The 19,690-nt window shown below is 71.9% G+C and carries 20 protein-coding genes; 9 read left to right on the plus strand and 11 right to left on the minus strand.

The window, feature by feature from the left end; genetic code table 11:
* Positions 1–17: 17 nt before the first annotated feature.
* The 5 genes from ACEN8D_RS11375 to ACEN8D_RS11395 form a co-directional block, all read right to left on the minus strand.
* Positions 18–893: an ABC transporter permease gene (locus ACEN8D_RS11375; RefSeq protein ID WP_070417422.1), complete on the minus strand. Its 876-nt coding sequence runs from the start codon at positions 891–893 to the stop codon at positions 18–20.
* The gene (locus tag ACEN8D_RS11380) at positions 890–1,738 is read right to left on the minus strand and encodes an ABC transporter permease (protein WP_413399818.1); all 849 of its coding nucleotides are present in this window, start codon (positions 1,736–1,738) and stop codon (positions 890–892) included. Before ACEN8D_RS11380 ends, ACEN8D_RS11375 begins: the two co-directional genes overlap by 4 nt.
* 80 nt (positions 1,739–1,818) lie before the next feature.
* Entirely contained in the window at positions 1,819–3,030 is a 1,212-nt protein-coding gene (locus tag ACEN8D_RS11385; RefSeq protein WP_092385656.1) for an ABC transporter substrate-binding protein, read from the minus strand.
* Complete coding sequence (locus ACEN8D_RS11390) at positions 3,027–4,214, minus strand: ABC transporter ATP-binding protein (RefSeq protein ID WP_309777710.1); 1,188 nt, start codon at positions 4,212–4,214, stop codon at positions 3,027–3,029. The genes ACEN8D_RS11385 and ACEN8D_RS11390 overlap by 4 nt, the downstream gene beginning before the upstream one ends.
* A gap of 42 nt (positions 4,215–4,256) precedes the next feature.
* Positions 4,257–5,699, minus strand: a complete 1,443-nt coding sequence (locus tag ACEN8D_RS11395) for a gamma-aminobutyraldehyde dehydrogenase (protein ID WP_413399120.1) — start codon at positions 5,697–5,699, stop codon at positions 4,257–4,259.
* A 113-nt stretch (positions 5,700–5,812) separates the two neighbouring features.
* Between ACEN8D_RS11395 and ACEN8D_RS11400 the strand changes: the two genes are divergently transcribed.
* From ACEN8D_RS11400 to ACEN8D_RS11415, 4 genes are read left to right on the plus strand one after another with little or no spacing between them, the layout of a single operon-like run.
* Positions 5,813–6,295 (plus strand): Lrp/AsnC family transcriptional regulator, encoded by a 483-nt coding sequence (locus tag ACEN8D_RS11400; RefSeq protein WP_070417426.1) that lies wholly within the window; start codon positions 5,813–5,815, stop codon positions 6,293–6,295.
* The gene (locus ACEN8D_RS11405; RefSeq protein ID WP_413399121.1) at positions 6,292–7,725 is read left to right on the plus strand and encodes an aspartate aminotransferase family protein; all 1,434 of its coding nucleotides are present in this window, start codon (positions 6,292–6,294) and stop codon (positions 7,723–7,725) included. Before ACEN8D_RS11400 ends, ACEN8D_RS11405 begins: the two co-directional genes overlap by 4 nt.
* A 2-nt stretch (positions 7,726–7,727) precedes the next feature.
* On the plus strand, positions 7,728–9,092 hold the full coding sequence (locus ACEN8D_RS11410) for an NAD(P)/FAD-dependent oxidoreductase (protein WP_309887274.1): 1,365 nt from the start codon (positions 7,728–7,730) through the stop codon (positions 9,090–9,092).
* Positions 9,092–10,429: a flavin monoamine oxidase family protein gene (locus ACEN8D_RS11415; RefSeq protein WP_413461272.1), complete on the plus strand. Its 1,338-nt coding sequence runs from the start codon at positions 9,092–9,094 to the stop codon at positions 10,427–10,429. Before ACEN8D_RS11410 ends, ACEN8D_RS11415 begins: the two co-directional genes overlap by 1 nt.
* Before the next feature lie 16 nt (positions 10,430–10,445).
* Here the strand turns inward: ACEN8D_RS11415 and ACEN8D_RS11420 are convergent, their stop codons facing one another.
* Complete coding sequence (locus tag ACEN8D_RS11420) at positions 10,446–10,892, minus strand: hypothetical protein (protein ID WP_413461273.1); 447 nt, start codon at positions 10,890–10,892, stop codon at positions 10,446–10,448.
* A gap of 136 nt (positions 10,893–11,028) precedes the next feature.
* On the opposite strand from ACEN8D_RS11420, the gene ACEN8D_RS11425 reads away from it, so the two are divergent.
* Positions 11,029–12,111, plus strand: a complete 1,083-nt coding sequence (locus tag ACEN8D_RS11425; RefSeq protein WP_413398966.1) for a VanZ family protein — start codon at positions 11,029–11,031, stop codon at positions 12,109–12,111.
* 84 nt (positions 12,112–12,195) lie between these two features.
* Positions 12,196–12,849, plus strand: coding sequence for a hypothetical protein (locus ACEN8D_RS11430; RefSeq protein WP_413398965.1), 654 nt, complete (start codon positions 12,196–12,198; stop codon positions 12,847–12,849).
* Here the strand turns inward: ACEN8D_RS11430 and ACEN8D_RS11435 are convergent.
* Positions 12,842–13,774, minus strand: coding sequence for an SDR family oxidoreductase (locus tag ACEN8D_RS11435; RefSeq protein WP_413398964.1), 933 nt, complete (start codon positions 13,772–13,774; stop codon positions 12,842–12,844). The genes ACEN8D_RS11430 and ACEN8D_RS11435 overlap by 8 nt on opposite strands.
* Before the next feature lie 127 nt (positions 13,775–13,901).
* Between ACEN8D_RS11435 and ACEN8D_RS11440 the strand changes: the two genes are divergently transcribed.
* On the plus strand, positions 13,902–14,744 hold the full coding sequence (locus ACEN8D_RS11440) for a helix-turn-helix transcriptional regulator (RefSeq protein ID WP_071302268.1): 843 nt from the start codon (positions 13,902–13,904) through the stop codon (positions 14,742–14,744).
* 12 nt (positions 14,745–14,756) lie between these two features.
* Here ACEN8D_RS11440 and ACEN8D_RS11445 read toward each other — a convergent pair whose 3' ends face one another.
* From ACEN8D_RS11445 to ACEN8D_RS11455, 3 genes are all read right to left on the minus strand, one after another.
* The gene (locus ACEN8D_RS11445) at positions 14,757–15,575 is read right to left on the minus strand and encodes an SDR family oxidoreductase (protein ID WP_413398963.1); all 819 of its coding nucleotides are present in this window, start codon (positions 15,573–15,575) and stop codon (positions 14,757–14,759) included.
* An 89-nt stretch (positions 15,576–15,664) separates the two neighbouring features.
* Positions 15,665–15,877, minus strand: a complete 213-nt coding sequence (locus tag ACEN8D_RS11450; protein WP_413398962.1) for a PLD nuclease N-terminal domain-containing protein — start codon at positions 15,875–15,877, stop codon at positions 15,665–15,667.
* A 70-nt stretch (positions 15,878–15,947) separates the two neighbouring features.
* Positions 15,948–16,388 carry a VOC family protein gene (locus tag ACEN8D_RS11455; RefSeq protein WP_413398961.1) on the minus strand — a complete coding sequence of 147 codons (441 nt, stop codon included), beginning with the start codon at positions 16,386–16,388 and terminating at the stop codon, positions 15,948–15,950.
* Positions 16,389–16,447: 59 nt separating this feature from the next.
* On the opposite strand from ACEN8D_RS11455, the gene ACEN8D_RS11460 reads away from it, so the two are divergent.
* Both ACEN8D_RS11460 and ACEN8D_RS11465 read left to right on the plus strand, forming a co-directional pair.
* Positions 16,448–17,482, plus strand: coding sequence for a nitrilase-related carbon-nitrogen hydrolase (locus ACEN8D_RS11460; protein ID WP_413398960.1), 1,035 nt, complete (start codon positions 16,448–16,450; stop codon positions 17,480–17,482).
* Positions 17,479–18,498: an agmatine deiminase family protein gene (locus ACEN8D_RS11465; protein ID WP_413398959.1), complete on the plus strand. Its 1,020-nt coding sequence runs from the start codon at positions 17,479–17,481 to the stop codon at positions 18,496–18,498. The genes ACEN8D_RS11460 and ACEN8D_RS11465 overlap by 4 nt, the downstream gene beginning before the upstream one ends.
* Positions 18,499–18,501: 3 nt before the next feature.
* Here the strand turns inward: ACEN8D_RS11465 and ACEN8D_RS11470 are convergent, their stop codons facing one another.
* Entirely contained in the window at positions 18,502–19,626 is a 1,125-nt protein-coding gene (locus tag ACEN8D_RS11470) for an alpha/beta hydrolase (RefSeq protein ID WP_495601016.1), read from the minus strand.
* Between the last annotated feature and the right edge of the window lie 64 nt (positions 19,627–19,690).

Here is a 19,690-nt window from a genome sequence, read left to right on the forward strand (position 1 = left end):
GAGCCTACGAGTCCGGGTCAGCCGCGGGTACGCGCCAACCGCCGGTTCAGCGCCCCGTTCAGCAGCGCCACGAGCAGCCCCACCGCGAACACGAGCGTGCCGAAGCACAGCACCTGCGGCGGCATCCCGGCCTTGGCGGCGCCGTACACGAACAGCGGGAACGTGACCGAGGGCCCGGCGACGAACGAGGTGATCACGTAGTCGTCGATCGACATCGCCAGCGCGAGCAACCCCGCAGCCAGCATGCCCGGCGCGAGCAACGGCAGGGTCACGAGCCGGAACGCCTGCAACGGCGTCGCCCCGAGGTCCCCCGCGGCCTCCTCGAGCGCCCGTGACGTCCCCGCGATCCGCGCCCGGAGGACCACGACGACGTAGGCGACGTCGAACGCCACGTGCGTGAGCAGGATCGTCAGGAAGCCGGTGCCGAGCCCGACCGACAGGAAGAACGACAGCGACGCGGACCCGACGACGATCGACGGCGCCGCGATGTCCGCGAACACGACGGCGTTCACGGCACCGCGCCCGGGGAACCGGTAGCGCTCGAGCGCCAGGGCCAGCGGCAGGCCGATCGCGACCGAGATGATCGCGGCGAGGAACGCGATGACGACCGAGGTGACGAACGCCTGTCCGAGGCCCGAGACGTTCACGAGGTTCGCGTACCAGTAGGTCGTGAACCCGTTCCACGCGAACGACAGCCGGTTCGTCGGGGCGTCGTTGAACGAGTACACGATCATGTAGACGATCGGCACGAGGGTGATCGCGATGGTGACCCAGTACACGATCGCGAGCCACGGCCCGCGGCGGTTCACCCCGTGCCGGCCGGGTCGGCGCGCGGCCGTCCCGGTGGCGGGTGCGGCGGGAGCGGTGGCGCGGGGCGGTGCGACGGCGGTCATACGAGGTCCTCGAGGTCGTCGGTGCCGGAGACGCGGGCGTAGATGAACAGGATGATGCCGAGCACGACCATGAGCACGGTCGAGAGCGCCGCGGCGACGTTGTACTGCTGGTTGCCGGAGTAGGCGTCCTGGATCGCCTGCCCGATCGTGTACGTGTTCGTGCCGCCCAGGAGCGCCGAGTTCACCGGGTCGCCCACGCTGTCGATGAAGACGAGCAGGACACCGGCGAAGATGCCCGAGCGGGACAGCGGCAGCGTGGTGTGCCAGAACGCTCGGACCTTGCCGGCGTAGAGGTCGTTCGCCGCCTCGCCGAGTCGGGGGTCGATGCGTTCGAGCGCGGCGTAGATCGGCAGCACCATGAACGCCAGGTCGTTGTAGGCGTCGCCGAAGATCACCGCGCCACCGGTCCCGAGGATGTGGAAGTCCTTGCCGGCCAGGCCGATCGCCTGCAGCGCCGTGACGACCGGCCCCTGCGAGGCGAGCACGAACGCCCACATGTCGGTGCGGATGACGAACGACACGAGGAAGCTCACGAACACGAGCATGAGGAGCGGGTTCTTCCACCGTGGCGACACCCGGAACGCGATGAAGTACGCCACCGGGTACCCGACGATGATCGTCACGACGGTCGCGGCCGCGCCGTACCAGAGCGACCGGCCGAGGAACGTCAGGTACGGCACCTGCGGGTCGATGAACAGCGAGCCGTAGATCCCCCAGTTCCACGTGAACGTGTAGCCGTCGTCCGGGTTGCCCGACATGAGCGAGACGATGAGTCCCGACACGAGCGGGATGACGAAGAACACGGCCAGGTACGCGGTGCCGACGACGGCGAGCAGGAACGGCACCCGCAGGCGACGACCGTTTCGCACGGGCGCGGGTCCCGGTCCGGCCCCGAGACCGGCGGTCCCGGCCGTCCCGACGGCGCTCACGACTGCACCACCGCGTTGAAGATGCCGTTCCACTCGGAGTACTCGTCGTAGTTCTCGAACACCCGGAACTCGTGCGACTTGTCGAGCACCTCGGACGACGGGAACACCAGCGGGCTGTCCGCCACGGTGGGGTCGTCCAGCTCGTCCCGGACGTAGTCCTCCGCGGCGGGCACCGGGCAGACGTAGTTGACGTAGTCCTCGACGATGCCGGCGATCTTCGGCGTGTAGTAGAAGTCCATCCACTCCAGGGCCGACACCGGGTTCGCCGCCTGCCGGGGGATCATGAGGTTGTCGTGCCACATCATCTGGCCTTCCTCGGGCGTGACGAACTTCAAGTGCTCGAACCCGGACTGCTGCGCCTGGAACACGTCGCCGGACCACGCCTGGGTGATCCAGGTGTCACCGTTCTCGAGCTTGTTGATGTAGCTCTGGTCGTAGAACCCGGTGACGCTCGGACGGAGCTTCCGCAGCCAGTCCTGGGCCGTCCGCCAGTCCGCGGGGGTCGAGGTCTCCGGGGCGATGCCGTTCGCGAGCAGCCCGAGGGACCCGAGCTCGGTGTTGTCGCTCATCAGCCCGACGCGGCCCCGGAACGCCGGGTCGAGCAGGTCCTGGAACGACGTGATCTCGCGGTCGATGTACTTCGGGTTGTAGGCGATCCCGGTGAACCCGGTCTGCCACACGACCGAGTGCTTGTTCCCGGGGTCGTAGGTCGGGTCCTTCACCGAGTCACCCGCGTTCGCCGCGAAGTTCGGCAGCCGCGAGTGGTCGAGCTCGCACACGAACCCGTTCTTGATCATCTGCGTCAGCTCGAAGCCGTTCGTCATCACGACGAGGTCGTAGCCGGTGGCCCCCTGCGCACGGAGGATCGGCGACACCGTCGCGTAGAACGTGGCGTTGTCCTGGATCACGGCCTGGTAGTCGACCGAGATCCCGGTGGCCCGCTCGAACAGCTGGATGGACTCGGACTTGCCGTGGTCGGAGTCGATGTAGAGCGGCCAGTTCGCGAAGTTGAGCTGCTTCGTCGCCTGCTGGTCCTTCCAGAACCGCTCCCAGTCCACCGGGTGTTCGGCGAGCGACGCCGCCGACCCCTTGATGCTGCAGCCGGCGAGCAGGGCGGCGACCGCGGCGGCCCCGCCGCCCGCGAGGAACCCGCGACGGCTGACGCGTGCGGACGTCAGTCCGCGCACCAGGTCCGGCCGCGGACTCACGCGACGACCCCCGCGGTGGCGGGTGCGGACTGGAGGCGCGGGTCGGCTCCGGCGGTGACGGTCGCGTCGGACGCGGGGTGCGCCTCCAGGCCGAAACCGTGGTCGACGCCCCACGTGAGCCACACCTCGGTACCGGTGGCGATGCGCGGTCCGCCCTTGGAGTTCTGCGCGAAGACGGAGACGCGGCCCGCGCCCGGCACGTCCACGAGGTACTGGGTGCTGACGCCGGAGAAGGACACGTCGACCACACGGCCGGGGCCGAGGATGTTGCGACCGGCTTCGGGTGCCGGCTCGGCGGTGCGGATCTTGAGCTTCTCGGGACGGACGCCGACCACCACGTGTCCGGTCGTCGCGACGGCCCGGTCGGTCGGGACGGCGATCGTGCCGGCCGCGGTGGCGACGACGAGGAGTCCGCCGTCGGTGCCGCGGACCTCGCCCTCGAGCAGGTTCGACTGCCCGAGGAAGTTCGCGACGAACGCCGTGCGGGGCAGCTCGTACAGGTCCTGCGGGCTGCCCATCTGCTCGATGCGGCCGCCGTTCATGACGGCGACCGTGTCGGCCATCGTCATCGCCTCCTCCTGGTCGTGCGTGACGTGCAGGAAGGTGAGACCGACCTCGGCCTGGATCGTCTTCAGCTCGAGCTGCATCTGGTGCCGCAGCTTGAGGTCGAGGGCGCCGAGGGGCTCGTCGAGCAGGAGCAGGGCCGGGCGGTTCACGATCGCGCGGGCGAGGGCGACGCGCTGCTGCATGCCGCCGGACAGCTGCGCCGGACGCTTCGACGCCGAACCCTCGAGCTCGACGAGCCGCAACGCCTCGGTCGCCTTCGTCATCGGGTCCGGGATGCGCCGGCGCTTCAACCCGAACGCCACGTTCTCGAGCACGCTCATGTGCGGGAACAGCGCGTAGTTCTGGAACACCGTGTTGACCGGCCGCTGGTACGGCTTCGTGTCGGTGACGTCCCGTCCGCCGATCGTGATCGTGCCGCTCGTGGGCTCCTCGAGGCCGGCGACGAGCCGGAGCGTCGTCGTCTTGCCGCAGCCGGACGGCCCGAGCAGCGCGAAGAACGAGCCGGCCGGGACGGTGAGGTCGAGGGCGTCGACCGCGGTGTGGCCGGGGAAGGACTTGGTGATCCGGTCGAGCCGGAGATCGGCTCCCGATTCGGCGAAGGTGCCGGTCATTGCCATGGTGCCTCCTGCTGCTCGTGCTGCTCGGGGTCGGGTTCGGGCTCAGCCGATGTAGGACATGACGTGCTTGATGCGGGTGTAGTCGTCGAACCCGTACTGGGACAGGTCCTTGCCGTAGCCGGAGTGCTTGAAGCCGCCGTGCGGCATCTCGGCGACGATCGGGATGTGGGTGTTGATCCACACGCACCCGAAGTCGAGGTCGCGGGCGAAGCGCATCGCCCGCGCGTGGTCGGTCGTCCACACCGAGCTCGCCAGGCCGTACTCGACGCCGTTCGCCCACGCGATGGCCTGCTGCTCGGTCGAGAAACGCTGGACGGTCTGCACCGGGCCGAAGATCTCCTGCTGCACGGCGCGGTCGTCCTGCCGGAGCCCGGAGACGATCGTCGCCTCGTGGTGGAAGCCGCGGTCGCCCAGGCGGTGGCCGCCGAGCTCGATCGACGCGTGGTCGGGGAGGGAGTCGATGAACGACCGGACCTGGGCGAGCTGGGCCGCGTTGTTCACCGGGCCGAAGTACGGGGTCGGTGCGTCCGGCCCGGTCTGCGCGTCGGTCTGCGCCGCCTCGGCGAGCGCCGCCACGAACTCGTCGTGGACGCCGTCCTGCACGAGCAGGCGGGTGGCGGCGGTGCAGTCCTGCCCGGCGTTGAAGAACCCGGCGGCGACGATGCCGGCCACGGCGGCGGGGACGTCGGCGTCGTCGAACACGATCACCGGGGCCTTGCCGCCGAGTTCGAGGTGGGTCCGCTTGAGGTCACCGGCGGCGGCGCGGGCGACCTCGATGCCGGCGCGGACGGAGCCGGTGATCGACACGAGCTGCGGCGTGGGGTGGTCGATCATCGCGGCGCCGGTCGTCCGGTCCCCCACGACGACGTTGAGGACGCCGGGCGGCAGGAACTCCGCGGCGACCTCGGCGAGCAGCAGGGTCGACAGCGGGGTGGTGTCGCTCGGCTTGAGCACGGTCGTGTTCCCCGCGGCGAGCGCCGGCGCGGCCTTCCACACCGCCATGTTGAGCGGGTAGTTCCACGGGGTGACCTGGGCGACGACACCGATCGGCTCGCGGCGGACGAACGACGTGTGGTCGGTCATGTACTCGCCGGCGCTCCGCCCCTCGAGGTTCCGGGCGGCGCCGGCGAAGAAGCGGATCTGGTCGACGGAGAGCAGGATCTCGTCCTCGACGAGGGTGGCGCGGGGCTTCCCGGTGTCGAGCGACTCGAGGTCGGCGAACTCCTCCGCCCGCTGCTCCATCGCGTCGGCGATCCGGAAGAGCGCGAGCTGTCGTTCCGCGGGTGTGGTGCGGCCCCACGTCCCGAACGCGGTGCTCGCCGCACGGAAGGCCGCGTCGACGTCGGCGGCGCTGGACACCGGCGACGTGCCGTAGACGTGCTCGTCGGTCGGGTCGATCAGGTCGAAGGCCGCGTCGGCGCGGACCTCGACGGACGCGCCCCCGACGAAGTTCCGGACCTCGCTCGTCTTCGTGGTCTCCCGCATGGCGGCGATACTGGCACGGAAAATGCCGGTTCGGAAGACTTGTAACAACGGAAATCGTCGTGAAACACGGTGTTCACAACGGATTCCCTTGCTTTCTGGGCGATGGCGCTGCAATGCTGTCCGGCATGGCGGCAGCACCACGACGTCCGGGACCGATCGACGACACCTCGAAGCGGATCATCGAACAACTCCAGGCGGACGGGCGCCGTCCGTACGGCGAGATCGGCAAGGCGGTCGGTCTCAGCGAAGCGGCGGTCCGGCAGCGCGTCCAGAAGCTGACCGAGACCGGCGTCATGCAGATCGTCGCGGTGACGGACCCCTTGCAACTCGGGTTCCACCGCCAGGCGATGATCGGCATCCGGGTCAGCGGCGACACCCGAACCGTCGCCGACGAACTCGAACGGCTCCCGGCGGTCGACTACCTCGTCATGACCGCCGGGAGCTTCGACCTCATGGTCGAGGTCGTCTGCGAGGACGACGACGACCTGATCGAACTCCTGAACGGCACCATCCGGGCGATCCCGGGCGTCGCCGGCACCGAGACCTTCGTCTACCTGCAACTCCGCAAACAGCTCTACGACTGGGGAACGCGATGACCATCTCCGAACGACCCACCACCCGTCTCGGCTCGTACGACCCGTTCGCACCGGTGGACGACGCCGCGCTGCAGCAGAAGTCGCGCGACCACCTGTGGATGCACTTCGCCCGGCACGGTGCGAACCAGGCCGGTGCCGACGTGCCGATCATGGTGCGCGGCGAGGGGCACCACGTCTACGACAGCCACGGCAAGGAGTACATCGACGGGCTCTCCGGCCTGTTCGTCGTCGCCGCGGGCCACGGCCGGAAGCGCCTGGCCGAGATGGCCGCCAAGCAGGCCGAGACGCTGTCGTTCTTCCCGATCTGGTCGTACGCGCACCCCGCGGCGATCGAGCTCGCGGACCGGTTGGCCGACCACGCCCCCGGCGACCTCAACAAGGTGTTCTTCTCGACCGGCGGCGGCGAGGCCGTCGAGACCGCGTTCAAGCTCGCGAAGTACTACTGGAAGCTCCGCGGCAAGCCGATGAAGCACAAGGTGATCTCCCGCGCGGTCGCGTACCACGGCACCCCGCAGGGAGCACTCGCGATCACGGGCATCCCGGCGATGAAGCAGATGTTCGAGCCGCTCGCACCGGGTGGCTTCCGCGTGCCGAACACCAACTACTACCGCGCCGCCGAGATGGGCTTCGCCGGCGAGAGCGAGGAGGAGTTCGGCTTCTGGGCGGCCGAGCGCATCCGCGAGATGATCGAGTTCGAGGGACCGGACACCGTCGCCGCGGTCTTCCTCGAGCCGGTGCAGAACTCCGGCGGCTGCTTCACCCCGCCGCCCGGGTACTTCCAGCGGGTCCGCGAGATCTGCGACGAGTACGACGTGCTGCTGGTCTCCGACGAGGTGATCTGCGCGTTCGGTCGGATCGGCACGATGTTCGCGTGCGACACCTACGGCTTCGTACCGGACATGATCACGTGCGCGAAGGCGATGACCTCGGGCTACTCCCCCATCGGCGCGACGATCATCAGCGACAAGCTCTTCGAGCCGTTCTCCACGGGCGACACGACCTTCTACCACGGGTACACGTTCGGCGGGCACCCGGTCTCCGCCGCCGTCGCGATGGAGAACCTCGACATCTTCGAGGAAGAGGGGCTCCTGCAGAACGTCCAGCAGAACGCCCCGCTCTTCAAGGCCGAGCTCGACACGCTGCGCGACCTGCCCATCGTCGGGGACGTCCGTGGTGACGGGTACTTCTACGGCATCGAGCTCGTGAAGGACAAGGCCTCCAAGACGACCTTCGACGACGCCGAGTCGGAGCGCCTGCTCCGCGGGTTCCTGTCGAAGGCGCTGTTCGACGCCGGGCTGTACTGCCGGGCCGACGACCGCGGCGACCCCGTCGTGCAGCTCGCGCCGCCGCTCACCATCGGGCAGCCGGAGTTCCGCGAGATGACCTCGATCCTGCGGAGCGTCCTGTCCGAGGCCTGGACGAAGATCTGACCGTGACCGGCTACCGGGGCGTCTCGTTCTGGCTCGACGCGCTCGTCACGAGTGGCCGCGACGACCTGACGCCCCGGCCGCCGCTCGACGGCGACACCACCGCGGACGTCTGCATCGTCGGCGGTGGACTGACGGGTCTCTGGACCGCGTGGTACCTGCACCAGGCCGACCCGCGCCTCCAGGTCGTCGTCGTGGAACGCGAGATCGCGGGCTTCGGCGCGTCCGGACGCAACGGCGGCTGGTGCTCCGCACTGTTCCCGCGGTCCGCCGAGGCGATCGCCCGCGAGCACGGCCGCGACGCGGCCCTCGCCCTGCGTCGGGCGATGCGCGACACCGTCGACGAGGTCGGGCGCGCAGCGTCCGAGGCCGGAGTCGACTGCGACTACGTCAAGGGCGGCACCGTCCTCTACGCGCGCTCCGCCGTGCAGGAACGCGCGGCCCGCGACGAGGTCGCCGCCTCAGCCGCGTGGGGCGACGACATGACGTACCGCGACGCACGCCCCGGCGATGCCGCCGGATCGGCCGGTGTCGCGTGGACGCCGGACTGCGCGCGGGTCCAGCCCGCAGCGCTGGTGCGCGGCCTGGCGGCGGCCCTGGAGGCGCGGGGCGTCCGGATCGCGGAGCACACGCCCGCCGTGTCGTGGGGTCCAGGGCACGTGGTCACGTCGCGCGGGACCGTCACGGCCGGTGCCGTGGTCATCGCGGTCGAGGGCTACGGCGCGCAGCTCGAGCAGACGAAACGGCGCATCCTGCCGCTGTACTCGCTCATGATCGCGACGGCACCGTTGCCCGCCGCGGTCTGGGACCGCATCGGCCTGGAGCACGGCCAGACCTTCTCGGACTACCGGCACCTGCTCGTGTACGGGCAGCGCACGGCGGACGACCGACTGGCGTTCGGCGGGCGCGGAGCCCGCTACCACTGGGGGTCCGCGATCACCCCCGGCTACGACCGGGTACCACGCGTGTTCGAACACCTGCGGCGGTCCTTGGTCGAGCTGTTCCCCGCCGTCGCCGACGCCCCGGTCACCCACACGTGGGGCGGACCCCTCGGGGTGCCCCGCGACTGGTGCGCCTCGGTCACGTGGGACGGCCACGTCGGGACCGCCGGCGGCTACGTCGGCGACGGCCTGTCCACGACGAACCTCGCCGGGCGGACGCTCGCCGACCTCGTGCGGGGTGTGTCCTCGCCGCTGACCGCGCTGCCGTGGGTGAACCACCGGTCGCCGGACTGGGAGCCGGAGCCGCTGCGGTTCCTCGGGGCGAACGCCGGGCTCGTGGCCACCGACCTGGCCGACCGCGAGGAAGCACTGACCGGGCGGCCGAGCCTCGCCGCCCGCCTGATGGCACCGCTGACCGGAGGACACTGATGGCTGCACTCGATGCCGACGTCGTCGTCGTGGGGGCCGGGGTCGCCGGGCTCGCCGCTGCTCGAGCGCTCGTGCAGGGCGGGCAGCGCGTCGTCGTGCTCGAGGCCCGCGACCGCATCGGTGGCCGCACCTGGACCGACGACGAGATCGGGGTGCCGGTCGACCTCGGCGCCTCGTGGATCCACGGCATCGAGGGCAACCCGCTCTGGTCCCTGGCGTCCGCGTTCGGGATCGAGACCGTCGAGTTCACCGTCGGCAGCTTCCAGTTCGACGGGCGGCCGATCGGCTGGCACGCCCCGTCCGGACGGCGGTTGACCGCGCCCGAGGCCGCGTCGTTCGTCGCGGACCTGCACACCGTCGACGGCGCCCTCGCCGCGGTGGTCGCCGACGCCCCGCCGCCAGCGACCTACGCGTCCGCCGTCGACACCGCGCTGCGGTCCCTGCAGTGGCAGGGCGACCGGGCCGCGCGGATCCGCGAGTACACGGCGCACCGCTCCGAGGACCTCTGCGGCGCCCCGGTCACCGTGCTCGACGCGCACGGGCTCGACGAGGAGCACGTCGCCGGCGACGAGGTGGTGTTCCCCGGCGGCTACGCCCAGTACGCGGACGCCCTGGCGGCCGGGCTCGACGTGCGGCTGTCCTCCGTCGTCGCCGCCGTGCGCTCGTCGTCCTCGGGCGTGGTCGTCGGGCTCGCCGACGGGACGACCGTGTCCGCTGCGGAGGTCGTCGTCACGGCACCCCTCGGCGTGCTGCAGGCCGGCGCGATCACGTTCGAGCCACCACTCGAGCCCGCGGTGCTCGACGCGATGGGCCGACTCGGCATGGGCGTCTACGACAAGGTGTTCCTGCGGTTCCCCGAGCGGTTCTGGGGTGACGACTGGGTGGTGCGGCAGCAGGGTCCGGCCGGGGTCGACTGGCACTCCTGGTACGACATGTCCCGGGTGACCGGCGAACCGGTGCTCGCGGCGCTCGTGGGCGGTGCCGGTGCGCGGCGGATCGAGTCGCTGCCCGATGCCCTGATCGTCGACGAGGCGGTCGAGGCGCTGCGCCGGATGTTCGGGCCCACGGTCCCGGAGCCGGACGGCGTGCGGATCACCCGATGGGCGGCGGACCCCTTCGCGCGCGGGTCGTACTCGTACCTGCACGTGGGGGCGTCACCGGACGACCACGACCTGCTCGGCACCCCGTCCGGGCGGGTGCAGCTCGCCGGTGAGGCCACGTGGGGCGACGACCCCGCGACCGTGCACGGGGCGCTGCTCTCCGGGCTGCGGGCGGCGGCCCGGGTGCTCGGGCACGAGGTGTCGGCCGGGTCGTTGGCGGGGCCGCTGCCCGGCTGACGGGCGTGACGCTCCGTCAGTCGAAGGCCGGGGTGTCCGCCGAGCACCGCACCGCGTCGCCCGGCCGCGCCGACGTCTCGCTCGCGATCTCGCGCTTCCCGTCGAGCAGGATCCGGCACGTCGCCGTGGCCCCGGCGCCCGGCGTCGCCCGCACCGAGGCCCGCTGTTCGGCGAGGACGATCGCGTCGTGCTCCCAGCGCGACCCGTCGCCGTCCGAGGACCCGGTCTCCTGCGCGTCGAGCCGGTGCACCTCGGGTGCTTCGCCGCGCCGCTCGGCGCCCTCGAACCGCACGTCGGTGAGGGCGGCCCCGCTCGGCTGGTCGACGCGGACCTCGTAGGTCACGGACCAGGCATCGCCCGTCTGCTGCTGGACGAAGCTGCACCCGGTCGCGAGCACCGCGACGGAGCCAGCGACCACGGCGGCGGCGAGGAGACGGACGGTGGGACGGTTGCAATCGGACATGCCACCAGCCTGCGCAGCGAGCGCCAGCGGATCGTCCCCCGGGCGACTCGACCCCGTGCGACGACGGATCGATCCCGGGTCCTCCGAGCGGTTGACATCGGCTCCGTGCGCCCGCGCGGTCAGTACCGTCGACCGCATGGGAACCGTGCTGCCAGGCGTGATCGCGTTCGTCGTCGGGGTCGTCCTCGCCGTCGGGGCGCTCGTGCCGTGGACGGCGTGGGAGTACCGCCGTCACGGGCAGCTCGGCTTCCGACGCTCGCTCGTCGCGTTCGGCACGCTCGTCTACGCCCTCGCGCTCGTCACCTACACGCTGCTGCCCCTGCCCGACGACGTCGCGACGATGTGCCGGAACGCGGCCTCGCCGCAGCTGACGCCGTTCGCGTTCCTCGGGGACGTCGCGAAGGAGGGCGGGATCTCCGGACCCCGGTCGCTGCTGTCCAACCCGGCGTCGGCGCAGGTCCTGTTCAACGTGCTGCTCTTCGTGCCCCTCGGTGCACTCGCCCGGCACGCGGTCGCCCGGAGGCGCGTGTTCGCCGGCCTGCTCGTCGGGCTCGGCGCCGGGTTCGTGGTGTCCCTGCTCATCGAGACGACGCAGCTCACCGGCGACTGGTTCCTCTACCCGTGCTCGTACCGTCTCTTCGACGTCGACGACCTGCTCGCGAACACGACCGGCGCCGTGGTCGGCACGCTCCTCGCCCCGCTCGTGGGACTGCTCGCCGGGTCGGGGCGGACCACCGACGCGGACGCCCCGCGCCCGGTCACCGCGGCACGACGGTTCTCCGGCATGCTCGCCGACGCGCTGGCGATCTGGCTCCTGTCCGGCACGCTGAGCGTCGGGACCGCCCTGGTGTGGGCGATCGCTGGGCGGGACGACCAGGAGCCGGTGCTCGGCACGCTCATCACCGCCGGTGCACTGGTCGCCCCGTTCGCACAGCTCGTGGTCGTGCTCGCGACGGGCCGGACCCTCGGTGAGCACGTCGTCCGGCTCCGTCCGGTGCCGACACCGGGGACCGGGAGGCGCGTGGTGCGCTGGGCGCTCGGCTCCGGCGGGTGGGCGGCACTGCTCGCCCTGGACGTCCCGTTCTCCGCGTTCCTCGCGTTCGTGCTCGCGGTGACGTCGATCGTCGCGGTGTGGGCGACCCGCGGCCGGCGTGGGTTCGCGCTCGCGGTGATCCGGGCGGAGGTCGAGGACGACCGGGTGCCGGTGCGCGTCGGCTGAGCGGGTCCCGACGGGTGTCGTACTGACCGGACGCTCACGGGTCGCACGGGCCCGGAACGGTGTTCGAGTGCCACACTCGGAGCCGTGACGACGACGCGGACCACACCCCGGCACGAGCACCGCGGGCCGGTCGCCGTCGCCGTGCTGGTGAACCTCGCGCTGAGCCTGTTCCTGCCCGACGAGGTCCTGTTCTTCCCGTCCTGGGTGGTCCCGCTCCTCGGGGTGCTGCTCCTCACCCCGCTCATCGTGTTCAACCCCCGGCGGCTGACCCGTGAGACCACCTGGTCGCGGTGGCTGTCCACGGGCCTCGCGGTCCTGCTGACGGTCGCGAACCAGCTGACCGTCGTCCGCACGATCGACGAGCTGCTGCACGGGCACCCCGACGGCGGCGCGGTGCTCCTGACCGCCCTGCAGGTCTGGGTGAGCAGCATCATCGCGTTCGGGCTCGTGTACTGGGAGCTCGACCGGGGCGGCCCCGTCGCCCGACGACAGCCGGGGCTGTGGGGGACCGACCGCGCCGACTTCCAGTTCCCGCAGGAGACCGACCCGAAGACGGCGGCCTGGCGGCCGGTGTACCTCGACTACCTCTACGTCGCGCTGACGAACATGATGGCGTTCAGCCCGACGGACACGATGCCGATGACCATCCGGGCGAAGATGATCATGGCCTACCAGTCGATCGGCGGGTTCATCCTGCTGGCGCTCGTGATCTCTCGCGCGGTGAACATCATCAGCTGACCCCACTTCCGACGAGCGACTCCGACACGTCCCAGAGCCGAGCGGCGTCGTCGTCACGGAGCAACGGCGCCCACGGCTTCCGGCGGCCGGCCGGTCCGCCGAGCTGCCCGGGTCCGGTCGGACCGACGAAACCGCCGTCGAGGTCCGCGTCGGTCGCCGCGAGCAGGGCCGGCTCCGCCGCCGAGGCCGGTGTCCCGACGAGGAGCCCGCGCGCCGACAGCCAGCGGATCAGCCGGACGGCCACGGTGTCGCCCGAGCGTCCGATCTCCGGGCGTGCGGCGAGCAGGCTCGTGGGTGCGACGCCGGGGTGGCTGACCGCACTCGTGATCCCCCACCCACCGGCCCGGCTCCTCCGACCGAGCTCGAGGGCGAAGAGCGCGCACGCGAGCTTCGACTGCCCGTACGCCCGCGCGACGTCGTAGTCCCGCTCGGACTGCAGGTCGTCCCACCGGATCGAGGCACGCTGCGCCGCCACGCTCGACTGCATCACGACCCGACCGTTCGCGGCACGGAGTAGGGGGAGCAGGGCGCCGACGAGTGCGACGTGCCCGAGGTGGTTCGTGCCGAACTGCAGCTCGAAGCCGTCCCGGGTCGTCTGCCGCTCCGGCGGGTTCATCACGCCGGCGTTCCCCCCGAACACGTCGATCGGCGTGCCCTCGGACCGCATCCGCTCCCCGAGCGTCGACACGGACTCCAGCGAGGACAGGTCCAGGTCCTCGAGCAGCACGGATGCATCCGGGTGCTGCGCGGTGATCCGGGCGACCGCCGCCGCTCCCTTGTCGCGGTTGCGCACCGGCACGACCACCTCCGCCCCGGCGCCGGCGAAGCGCGCGGCGATCTCCAGTCCGATGCCGTCGCTCGCTCCGGTCACCAGGACCCGGCGCCCGCCGAGGTCCGGGAGGGTGAGTCGTTCGTTCCGTGCCATGGTCCGCCTCTTCCGTCGTGGTGAGCACCCGATCCGGCACCCGAGACGATCGTCGCCGTGTCGTGGACGCGCAACCACGGCCTGACGATCCGTGGCTGCGGTCGACGCCCCGGGAGAGGATGGGCGCATGATCGACCGAGCGTCCCTCGCGGACTTCCTCCGCAGCCGTCGGACGGCCCTGCAGCCCGAGGACGTCGGCCTGCCCCGGGGCCAGCGCCGTCGCACGAGCGGGCTGCGGCGCGAGGAGGCGGCGCTGCTGAGCAACATGTCCGTCGACTACTACGCGCGGCTGGAGCGGGAGCGCGGACCGCAGCCGTCCGACCAGATGCTCGCGTCGATCGCGCAGGGCCTGCGCCTCACGATCGCGGAGCGCGACCACCTCTTCCGCCTCGCCGGACACGAGCCCCCGACCGCGGCGTCCGGCGGCGACCACGTCAGCCCCGGCATGATGCGCATCTTCGACCGACTCGCCGACAGCCCGGCCGAGATCGTCACCGAGCTGGGCGAGACGCTGCAGCAGACCTCCCTCGCCGCCGAACTCACCGGTGACGCCAGCGGCCGACGGGGCGACGACCGGAGCATCGGGTACCGGTGGTTCGCCGACCCGGCGTCCCGGGACGTCCACCCGGTCGAGGACCACCCCTTCCTGTCCCGGATGTACGCCTCGGGTCTCCGCACCGTCATCGCTCGCCGCGGTCCCGACTCCCGGGCCGCACACCTGGCCGAACGGCTGCTCGCGACGAGCGAGGAGTTCCGCGAGGTCTGGGCGCGCCACGAGGTCGGCATCCGCCCGCGTGACGTGAAGACCTACCGCCACCCGGAGGTCGGGCTGCTCACCCTGCAGTGCCAGGTGCTGCAGGACCCCGACAGCTCGCAGAACCTGCTCGTGTACACCGCCGAACCCGGTAGCGAGACCGCCGAGCGACTCCGGCTGCTCGCCGTGGTCGGCTCGGCGGTCGGTCGCGCCTGACCTCGGAGGTCGTCAGGCGCCGTGTGCCTCCTCGGCCACCGGCTGCCACTCGCGCCAGGTCGCCAACCGCGACTCGTAGTCCCGCTCCGCGATGCCGAGCGGCGCCTTCCCGAAGAACACCCGCAGCGGCGGCTCGTCCGCGTCGACGACCTTGAGGATCGCCGCCCGGGTCGCCTCCGGCTTGCCCGGATCGGCAGCGGACGGGCGCTTGGACGCGGCCTCACGCACATCGGCGTAGGCGGCGATCTCCTCGCTGTGCTTCGAGGACGGACCGGACCAGTCCGTCGAGAACCCACCGGGCTCGACGAGGGTGACGTGGATGCCGAACCCGCCGACCTCCTGGGACAGCGACTGCGAGATCCCCTCGAGCGCCCACTTCGACGCGTGGTACGCCCCGACCGTCGGGAACGCACTGATCCCGCCGATGCTCGACACCTGGATGATGTGTCCGGACCCCTGCTCGCGCATGATCGGCAGCGCCGCCTGGGTGACCCAGAGCGCACCGAACAGGTTCGTCTCGAGCTGCGCGCGCACCTCGTCCTCGGTGAGCTCCTCGACCATGCCGAAGTGGCCGTAGCCGGCGTTGTTGACGACGACGTCGAGGGAGCCGAAGTGCTCGGCGGCACGCTGGACCGCGGCGATGTCGGCCGCACGGTCGGTGACGTCGAGCTGCAGCGCGAGGAACGTGTCCGGGTACTGGTCGACGAGGTCGTGCACGTCGTCGGGGTTGCGGGCGGTCCCGGCGACGGAGTCCCCGCGCTCGAGTGCCGCTTCCGTCCACTCGCGGCCGAAGCCCTTGGACGCGCCGGTGATGAACCAGGTCTTGCTCATGTGTCCTCCTGTTGTCTGACCGGATCAGCCAACGCCCGGGGCACGGGTGTCACCTCGACGCCCGGGGGACGCGCGCGCCGACCGGACAGTCACGACCGGGTCCAGCTCCGCGTCGCGTACCAGGCGATCACGCCGAGGAACGGTGCGACGAACACCGCGATCACCCACCCGACCTTGCCCTCGTCGGACAGGTTCGGGTCACGGAGGATCGACCGGACCGCAGCCACCCACAGGCACACCAGTGCGACGAGCAGGGCGACGAGGGAGAGGGAGGCCCCGGTCCCCATCAGGTTGTCGAGCATGCCGTGATGCTCCCAGGACGGCGACGGCGCGGACAGCCCCTCTTGGCGTGACACACCCGCCGAACGACCGTCAGGGTCGGGGCGCCGCGAACTCCAGGTTGACGTCGTCCGGGTCCTGCACGGACAGGATCACGAGCCCGAACGGCGGCAAGTCGGTCACCTCGCCGTGCTCGATCCCCGCCGCGTCGAGCCGGCCCACCGCGGCGTGCAGCTCGTCGACCGAGGCCACCCGGAACGACACGTGGTCGAGGCCGACCCGGTCGGCGTCGAACCGGTCCCCCGCCGGCGCGACCGGCCGCAGGCCCAGCGTCTGGCCGCCGAACGTGAAGGAACACCCGCCGTAGGTCCGCCACGGGTCGTCGTGGATCGTCGGGTCGTCGATCTGGTCGCTGAAGTCGCTGCCGGGCGGCATCCCGAACAACCGCTCGAAGAAGGCCTTGCTGCGTCGGATGTCGGTGACCGTCAATCGGACGTGCGAGAAGCCGAGCGGCGTGACGATGGGTTCGCTCATGCGTCCACACAACACCTCGAGGGGTTGCGCTCGTTGATCGGGCGATCAACAATGGCGTCATGGACGTCATCACCGGCACACCGCAGCCGTCTCCCCTGCACGAGGACAACGGCCGACCCCGACGCCGGGTGCGCGTCGGCCTCGTGCAGTCCCGGTGGCTCGAGGATCCCGCTGCCCACCGTGCCCAGCTCGCGGACGGCATCGCGACGGCAGCGGCGAACGGTGCCACCGCGGTGTTCCTCCCCGAACTGACGCTCTCGCGCTACCCGGGCGACACCCCCGCGACCGGTACACCGAAGGAATCGGCCGAGTCGCTCGAGGACGGCCCGACGGTCGCCTTCGCCCGCGCCCAGGCGGCGGAGCACGGGGTGTTCGTGCACGCCTCGCTGTACGAGCGTCCGGCCGCCGACGACCGACCCGATGACCCGCGCGGCTACAACACGGCCGTCCTCGTCGCCCCGGACGGCACGCTGGTCGGACGGACGCGCAAGACGCACATCCCGATCAGCGCCGGCTACTACGAGGACACGTACTTCCGCCCAGGTTCCGACGCCGACGCGTTCCCGGTGTACGAGCCGGCCGGACTCGGCGCCCGTGTGGGCCTGCCGACCTGCTGGGACGAGTGGTTCCCCGAGGTCGCGCGGTCGTACGGTCTCGCCGGCAGCGAGGTCCTCGCGTACCCGACGGCGATCGGGTCCGAGCCCTCGTTCCCCGCGTTCGACACCGCGCCGATCTGGCGGCAGGTCATCGTGGCGAACGGCATCACCTCGGGGCAGTTCATGGTGGTCCCGAACCGCTGGGGCGACGAGGGCGACATCACCTTCTACGGCTCCTCGTTCATCTCCGACCCGTTCGGCCGCGTCCTCGTCGAGGCACCGCGGGACGCGAGTGTCGTGCTCGTCGCGGACCTCGACCTCGACGCCCGCACGGAGTGGCTCCGGCTCTTCCCCTTCTACGTCACGCGCCGCCCGGACCTGTACGGCACGCTCGTCGCCCCCGTCGACGAGGAACGCCACGCGTACGGCGCACGCGACGCGATCGACGCGGCCATCGCCGTGGCGGCGACCCCCACCGGACGCGAGGTGCGCGCATGACGTGGGCCATGCCTCCCGAGACCGCCCCGCAGGAACGCACCTGGATGGCGTTCCCGCGGCCCGGGCTGACGCTCGGCGACGACCCGGCGAGCGCCGAGGCGGCGCGTACCGTCTGGGCGGCGACCGCGAACGCGATCAGCGAGTACCAGGCCGTCACCGTGGTCGTCGACCCGGTCGCGCGCGACGACGCCCGACGCCTCCTGTCCGGCGCCGTGGACGTGCTCGAGGCGCCCCTCGACGACTTCTGGATGCGCGACATCGGTCCGACGTTCGTGGTCGACGACGTGACCGGGGCCCGTGGCGCGGTGGACTGGGTCTTCAACGGCTGGGGTGCGAACCCGTGGTCGACGTGGACGCGCGACGCCGAGGTCGCCGCCACCGTCGCCGCGGCCGCCGGCGTGGAACGGATCCCGTCACTGCTCGTGAACGAGGGCGGCGCGATCCACGTCGACGGGTCCGGGCGCGTCCTCGTCACCGAGACGGTCCAGCTCGATCCCCGCCGGAACCCCTACGCCGACCGCGCGCGGGTGGAGCAGGAGCTGGCGCGGACGATCGGCGCGACCGACGTGGTCTGGCTGCCCCGCGGTCTCACCCGCGACTACGACGGCTTCGGCACCCGGGGGCACGTCGACATGGTGGCGACCTTCGCCGGCGCCGCGATGGACACCGTCCTGCTGCACGCCCAGCCGGACCCCGGCCACCCGGACCACCTCGTGATGCCGATCGTCCGACGGGCGATCGAGGAGGCGACGGACGCCACCATCGTCGAGTTGCCCGCACCCGCGACGCTCGCCGACGCCGACGGACCCGTCGACTGGAACTACGTGAACCACGTGGTGGTGAACGGCGCGGTGATCGCGTGCGGCTTCGGGGAGCCGGCGGCGGACGAGCGGGCGCGGGGGATCCTCGCGGACGTGTACCCGGGGCGGGAGGTGCGGACGATCGACGCGCGCGAGGTGTTCGCGCGGGGCGGTGGGCTGCACTGCATCACGCAGCAGGAGCCCGCGGCGCAGTAGACGTCAGGCCGCCGGCACCCCGAGCCCCACCCGCGGCTGCAACCAGTCGAGCCCCGCGGCGAGCGCCGCCCGCGCCGTCACCCAGCTGTGCCGCCCACCCGGCACCACCCACGTGGCGACGTGCATCCCCGCTGCCCGCGCCCGCTCGGCCATCACGGGCATCACGGGCCCGTAGGTGGTGTCGAGGGCCCCGGCCGCGAAGAACGCGTTCGAGTCCCGGAACGGCGCACCGGCACGCAGCAGCGCCGCCGGCTGCGCAGCCGCCCACGCCGCCCGGTTCCCGGCGAACCCCTCGTCGACGGTCTTCGTCTCGCTGCCGAGCGTGGGCCCGTCCTCGCCGGAGACGTCGATGAGGTTGCCGAACCGCGAGGGGTCCCCCGCCCCGAGCTGGATCGCGCACGTCCCACCCTGCGAGAACCCGCCGATGGTCCACGCGGAGGCCGCCGTCTGCACCCGCAGGTGGCTCGTCACCCACGCCGGGACGTCCTCGGTGAGGTAGGTCCGGCTGTTGCCGAGCGCCCCGTCGACGCACATCGGGTTCGCCGACCGCGGGCCGAGCTGGTCGGGGACGACCACGATCGGTGCGAGGCCACGGTCGACGGTCGCGAGCGCGTCCATCGTCTGTTCGATCGCCCCGCCGGTCTGCACGTCCTCGGGACCGGCACCGCGGGACTGGCCGGACAGGAGCACGTCGACCGGCAGCGCCGGCGGGTCGGCGGTGAGCGCGGCCGGGGGCAGGTACAGCAGGGCCTGGCGTGCGACGAAGTGCGATCGCGTGGCCGGGATGGTCACCCGGAGCAGCCGCCCCTGCGTCGGCAGGTCGGCCGGTGCGGTCCACGTCCTCGCCAGGTCGACGCTCGCCGGCGCGGGAGTGGACCCGGGCGTCTCGGCAGCGGGGATCCCGCCGGCCGCGGTCGCGATCGGGGCGTGCGCAGAGGGGCGGACGCTCGGCACGGTCGTCGCGCGGGCCGTGGAGGCGCGGCTCGGCTCCGCAGCGACGGCCCGCCCGGCAGCGGCGGAGCCCGTCCCACCCGCACCGGTCGCGTGGGCGACGCCCCACCCACCGGCCGCGCCGAGCGCGAGGCCGACCACCAGCCCCGCGGCGATCAACCCTCGTGTCCGTGTCATCGGTCGTCCTCGTCCGTCGGCGTCCGGCCCGGTGCCGGTCGTGCCGAGCCGATCGTAGGGAGCC

This window comes from Curtobacterium sp. Curtsp22, from assembly GCF_059492135.1.

Coding starts and splice junctions, on each gene's coding strand:
- ACEN8D_RS11460 (WP_413398960.1), top strand. CDS start 16,448: ATGGACGTCATCACCGGCACACCGCAGCCGTCTCCCCTGCACGAGGAC.
- ACEN8D_RS11400 (WP_070417426.1), top strand. CDS start 5,813: ATGCTGTCCGGCATGGCGGCAGCACCACGACGTCCGGGACCGATCGAC.
- ACEN8D_RS11375 (WP_070417422.1), bottom strand. CDS start 893: ATGACCGCCGTCGCACCGCCCCGCGCCACCGCTCCCGCCGCACCCGCC.
- ACEN8D_RS11390 (WP_309777710.1), bottom strand. CDS start 4,214: ATGGCAATGACCGGCACCTTCGCCGAATCGGGAGCCGATCTCCGGCTC.
- ACEN8D_RS11455 (WP_413398961.1), bottom strand. CDS start 16,388: ATGAGCGAACCCATCGTCACGCCGCTCGGCTTCTCGCACGTCCGATTG.
- ACEN8D_RS11425 (WP_413398966.1), top strand. CDS start 11,029: ATGGGAACCGTGCTGCCAGGCGTGATCGCGTTCGTCGTCGGGGTCGTC.
- ACEN8D_RS11415 (WP_413461272.1), top strand. CDS start 9,092: ATGGCTGCACTCGATGCCGACGTCGTCGTCGTGGGGGCCGGGGTCGCC.
- ACEN8D_RS11440 (WP_071302268.1), top strand. CDS start 13,902: ATGATCGACCGAGCGTCCCTCGCGGACTTCCTCCGCAGCCGTCGGACG.
- ACEN8D_RS11435 (WP_413398964.1), bottom strand. CDS start 13,774: ATGGCACGGAACGAACGACTCACCCTCCCGGACCTCGGCGGGCGCCGG.
- ACEN8D_RS11420 (WP_413461273.1), bottom strand. CDS start 10,892: ATGTCCGATTGCAACCGTCCCACCGTCCGTCTCCTCGCCGCCGCCGTG.
- ACEN8D_RS11405 (WP_413399121.1), top strand. CDS start 6,292: ATGACCATCTCCGAACGACCCACCACCCGTCTCGGCTCGTACGACCCG.
- ACEN8D_RS11470 (WP_495601016.1), bottom strand. CDS start 19,626: ATGACACGGACACGAGGGTTGATCGCCGCGGGGCTGGTGGTCGGCCTC.
- ACEN8D_RS11450 (WP_413398962.1), bottom strand. CDS start 15,877: ATGCTCGACAACCTGATGGGGACCGGGGCCTCCCTCTCCCTCGTCGCC.
- ACEN8D_RS11465 (WP_413398959.1), top strand. CDS start 17,479: ATGACGTGGGCCATGCCTCCCGAGACCGCCCCGCAGGAACGCACCTGG.
- ACEN8D_RS11395 (WP_413399120.1), bottom strand. CDS start 5,699: ATGCGGGAGACCACGAAGACGAGCGAGGTCCGGAACTTCGTCGGGGGC.
- ACEN8D_RS11445 (WP_413398963.1), bottom strand. CDS start 15,575: ATGAGCAAGACCTGGTTCATCACCGGCGCGTCCAAGGGCTTCGGCCGC.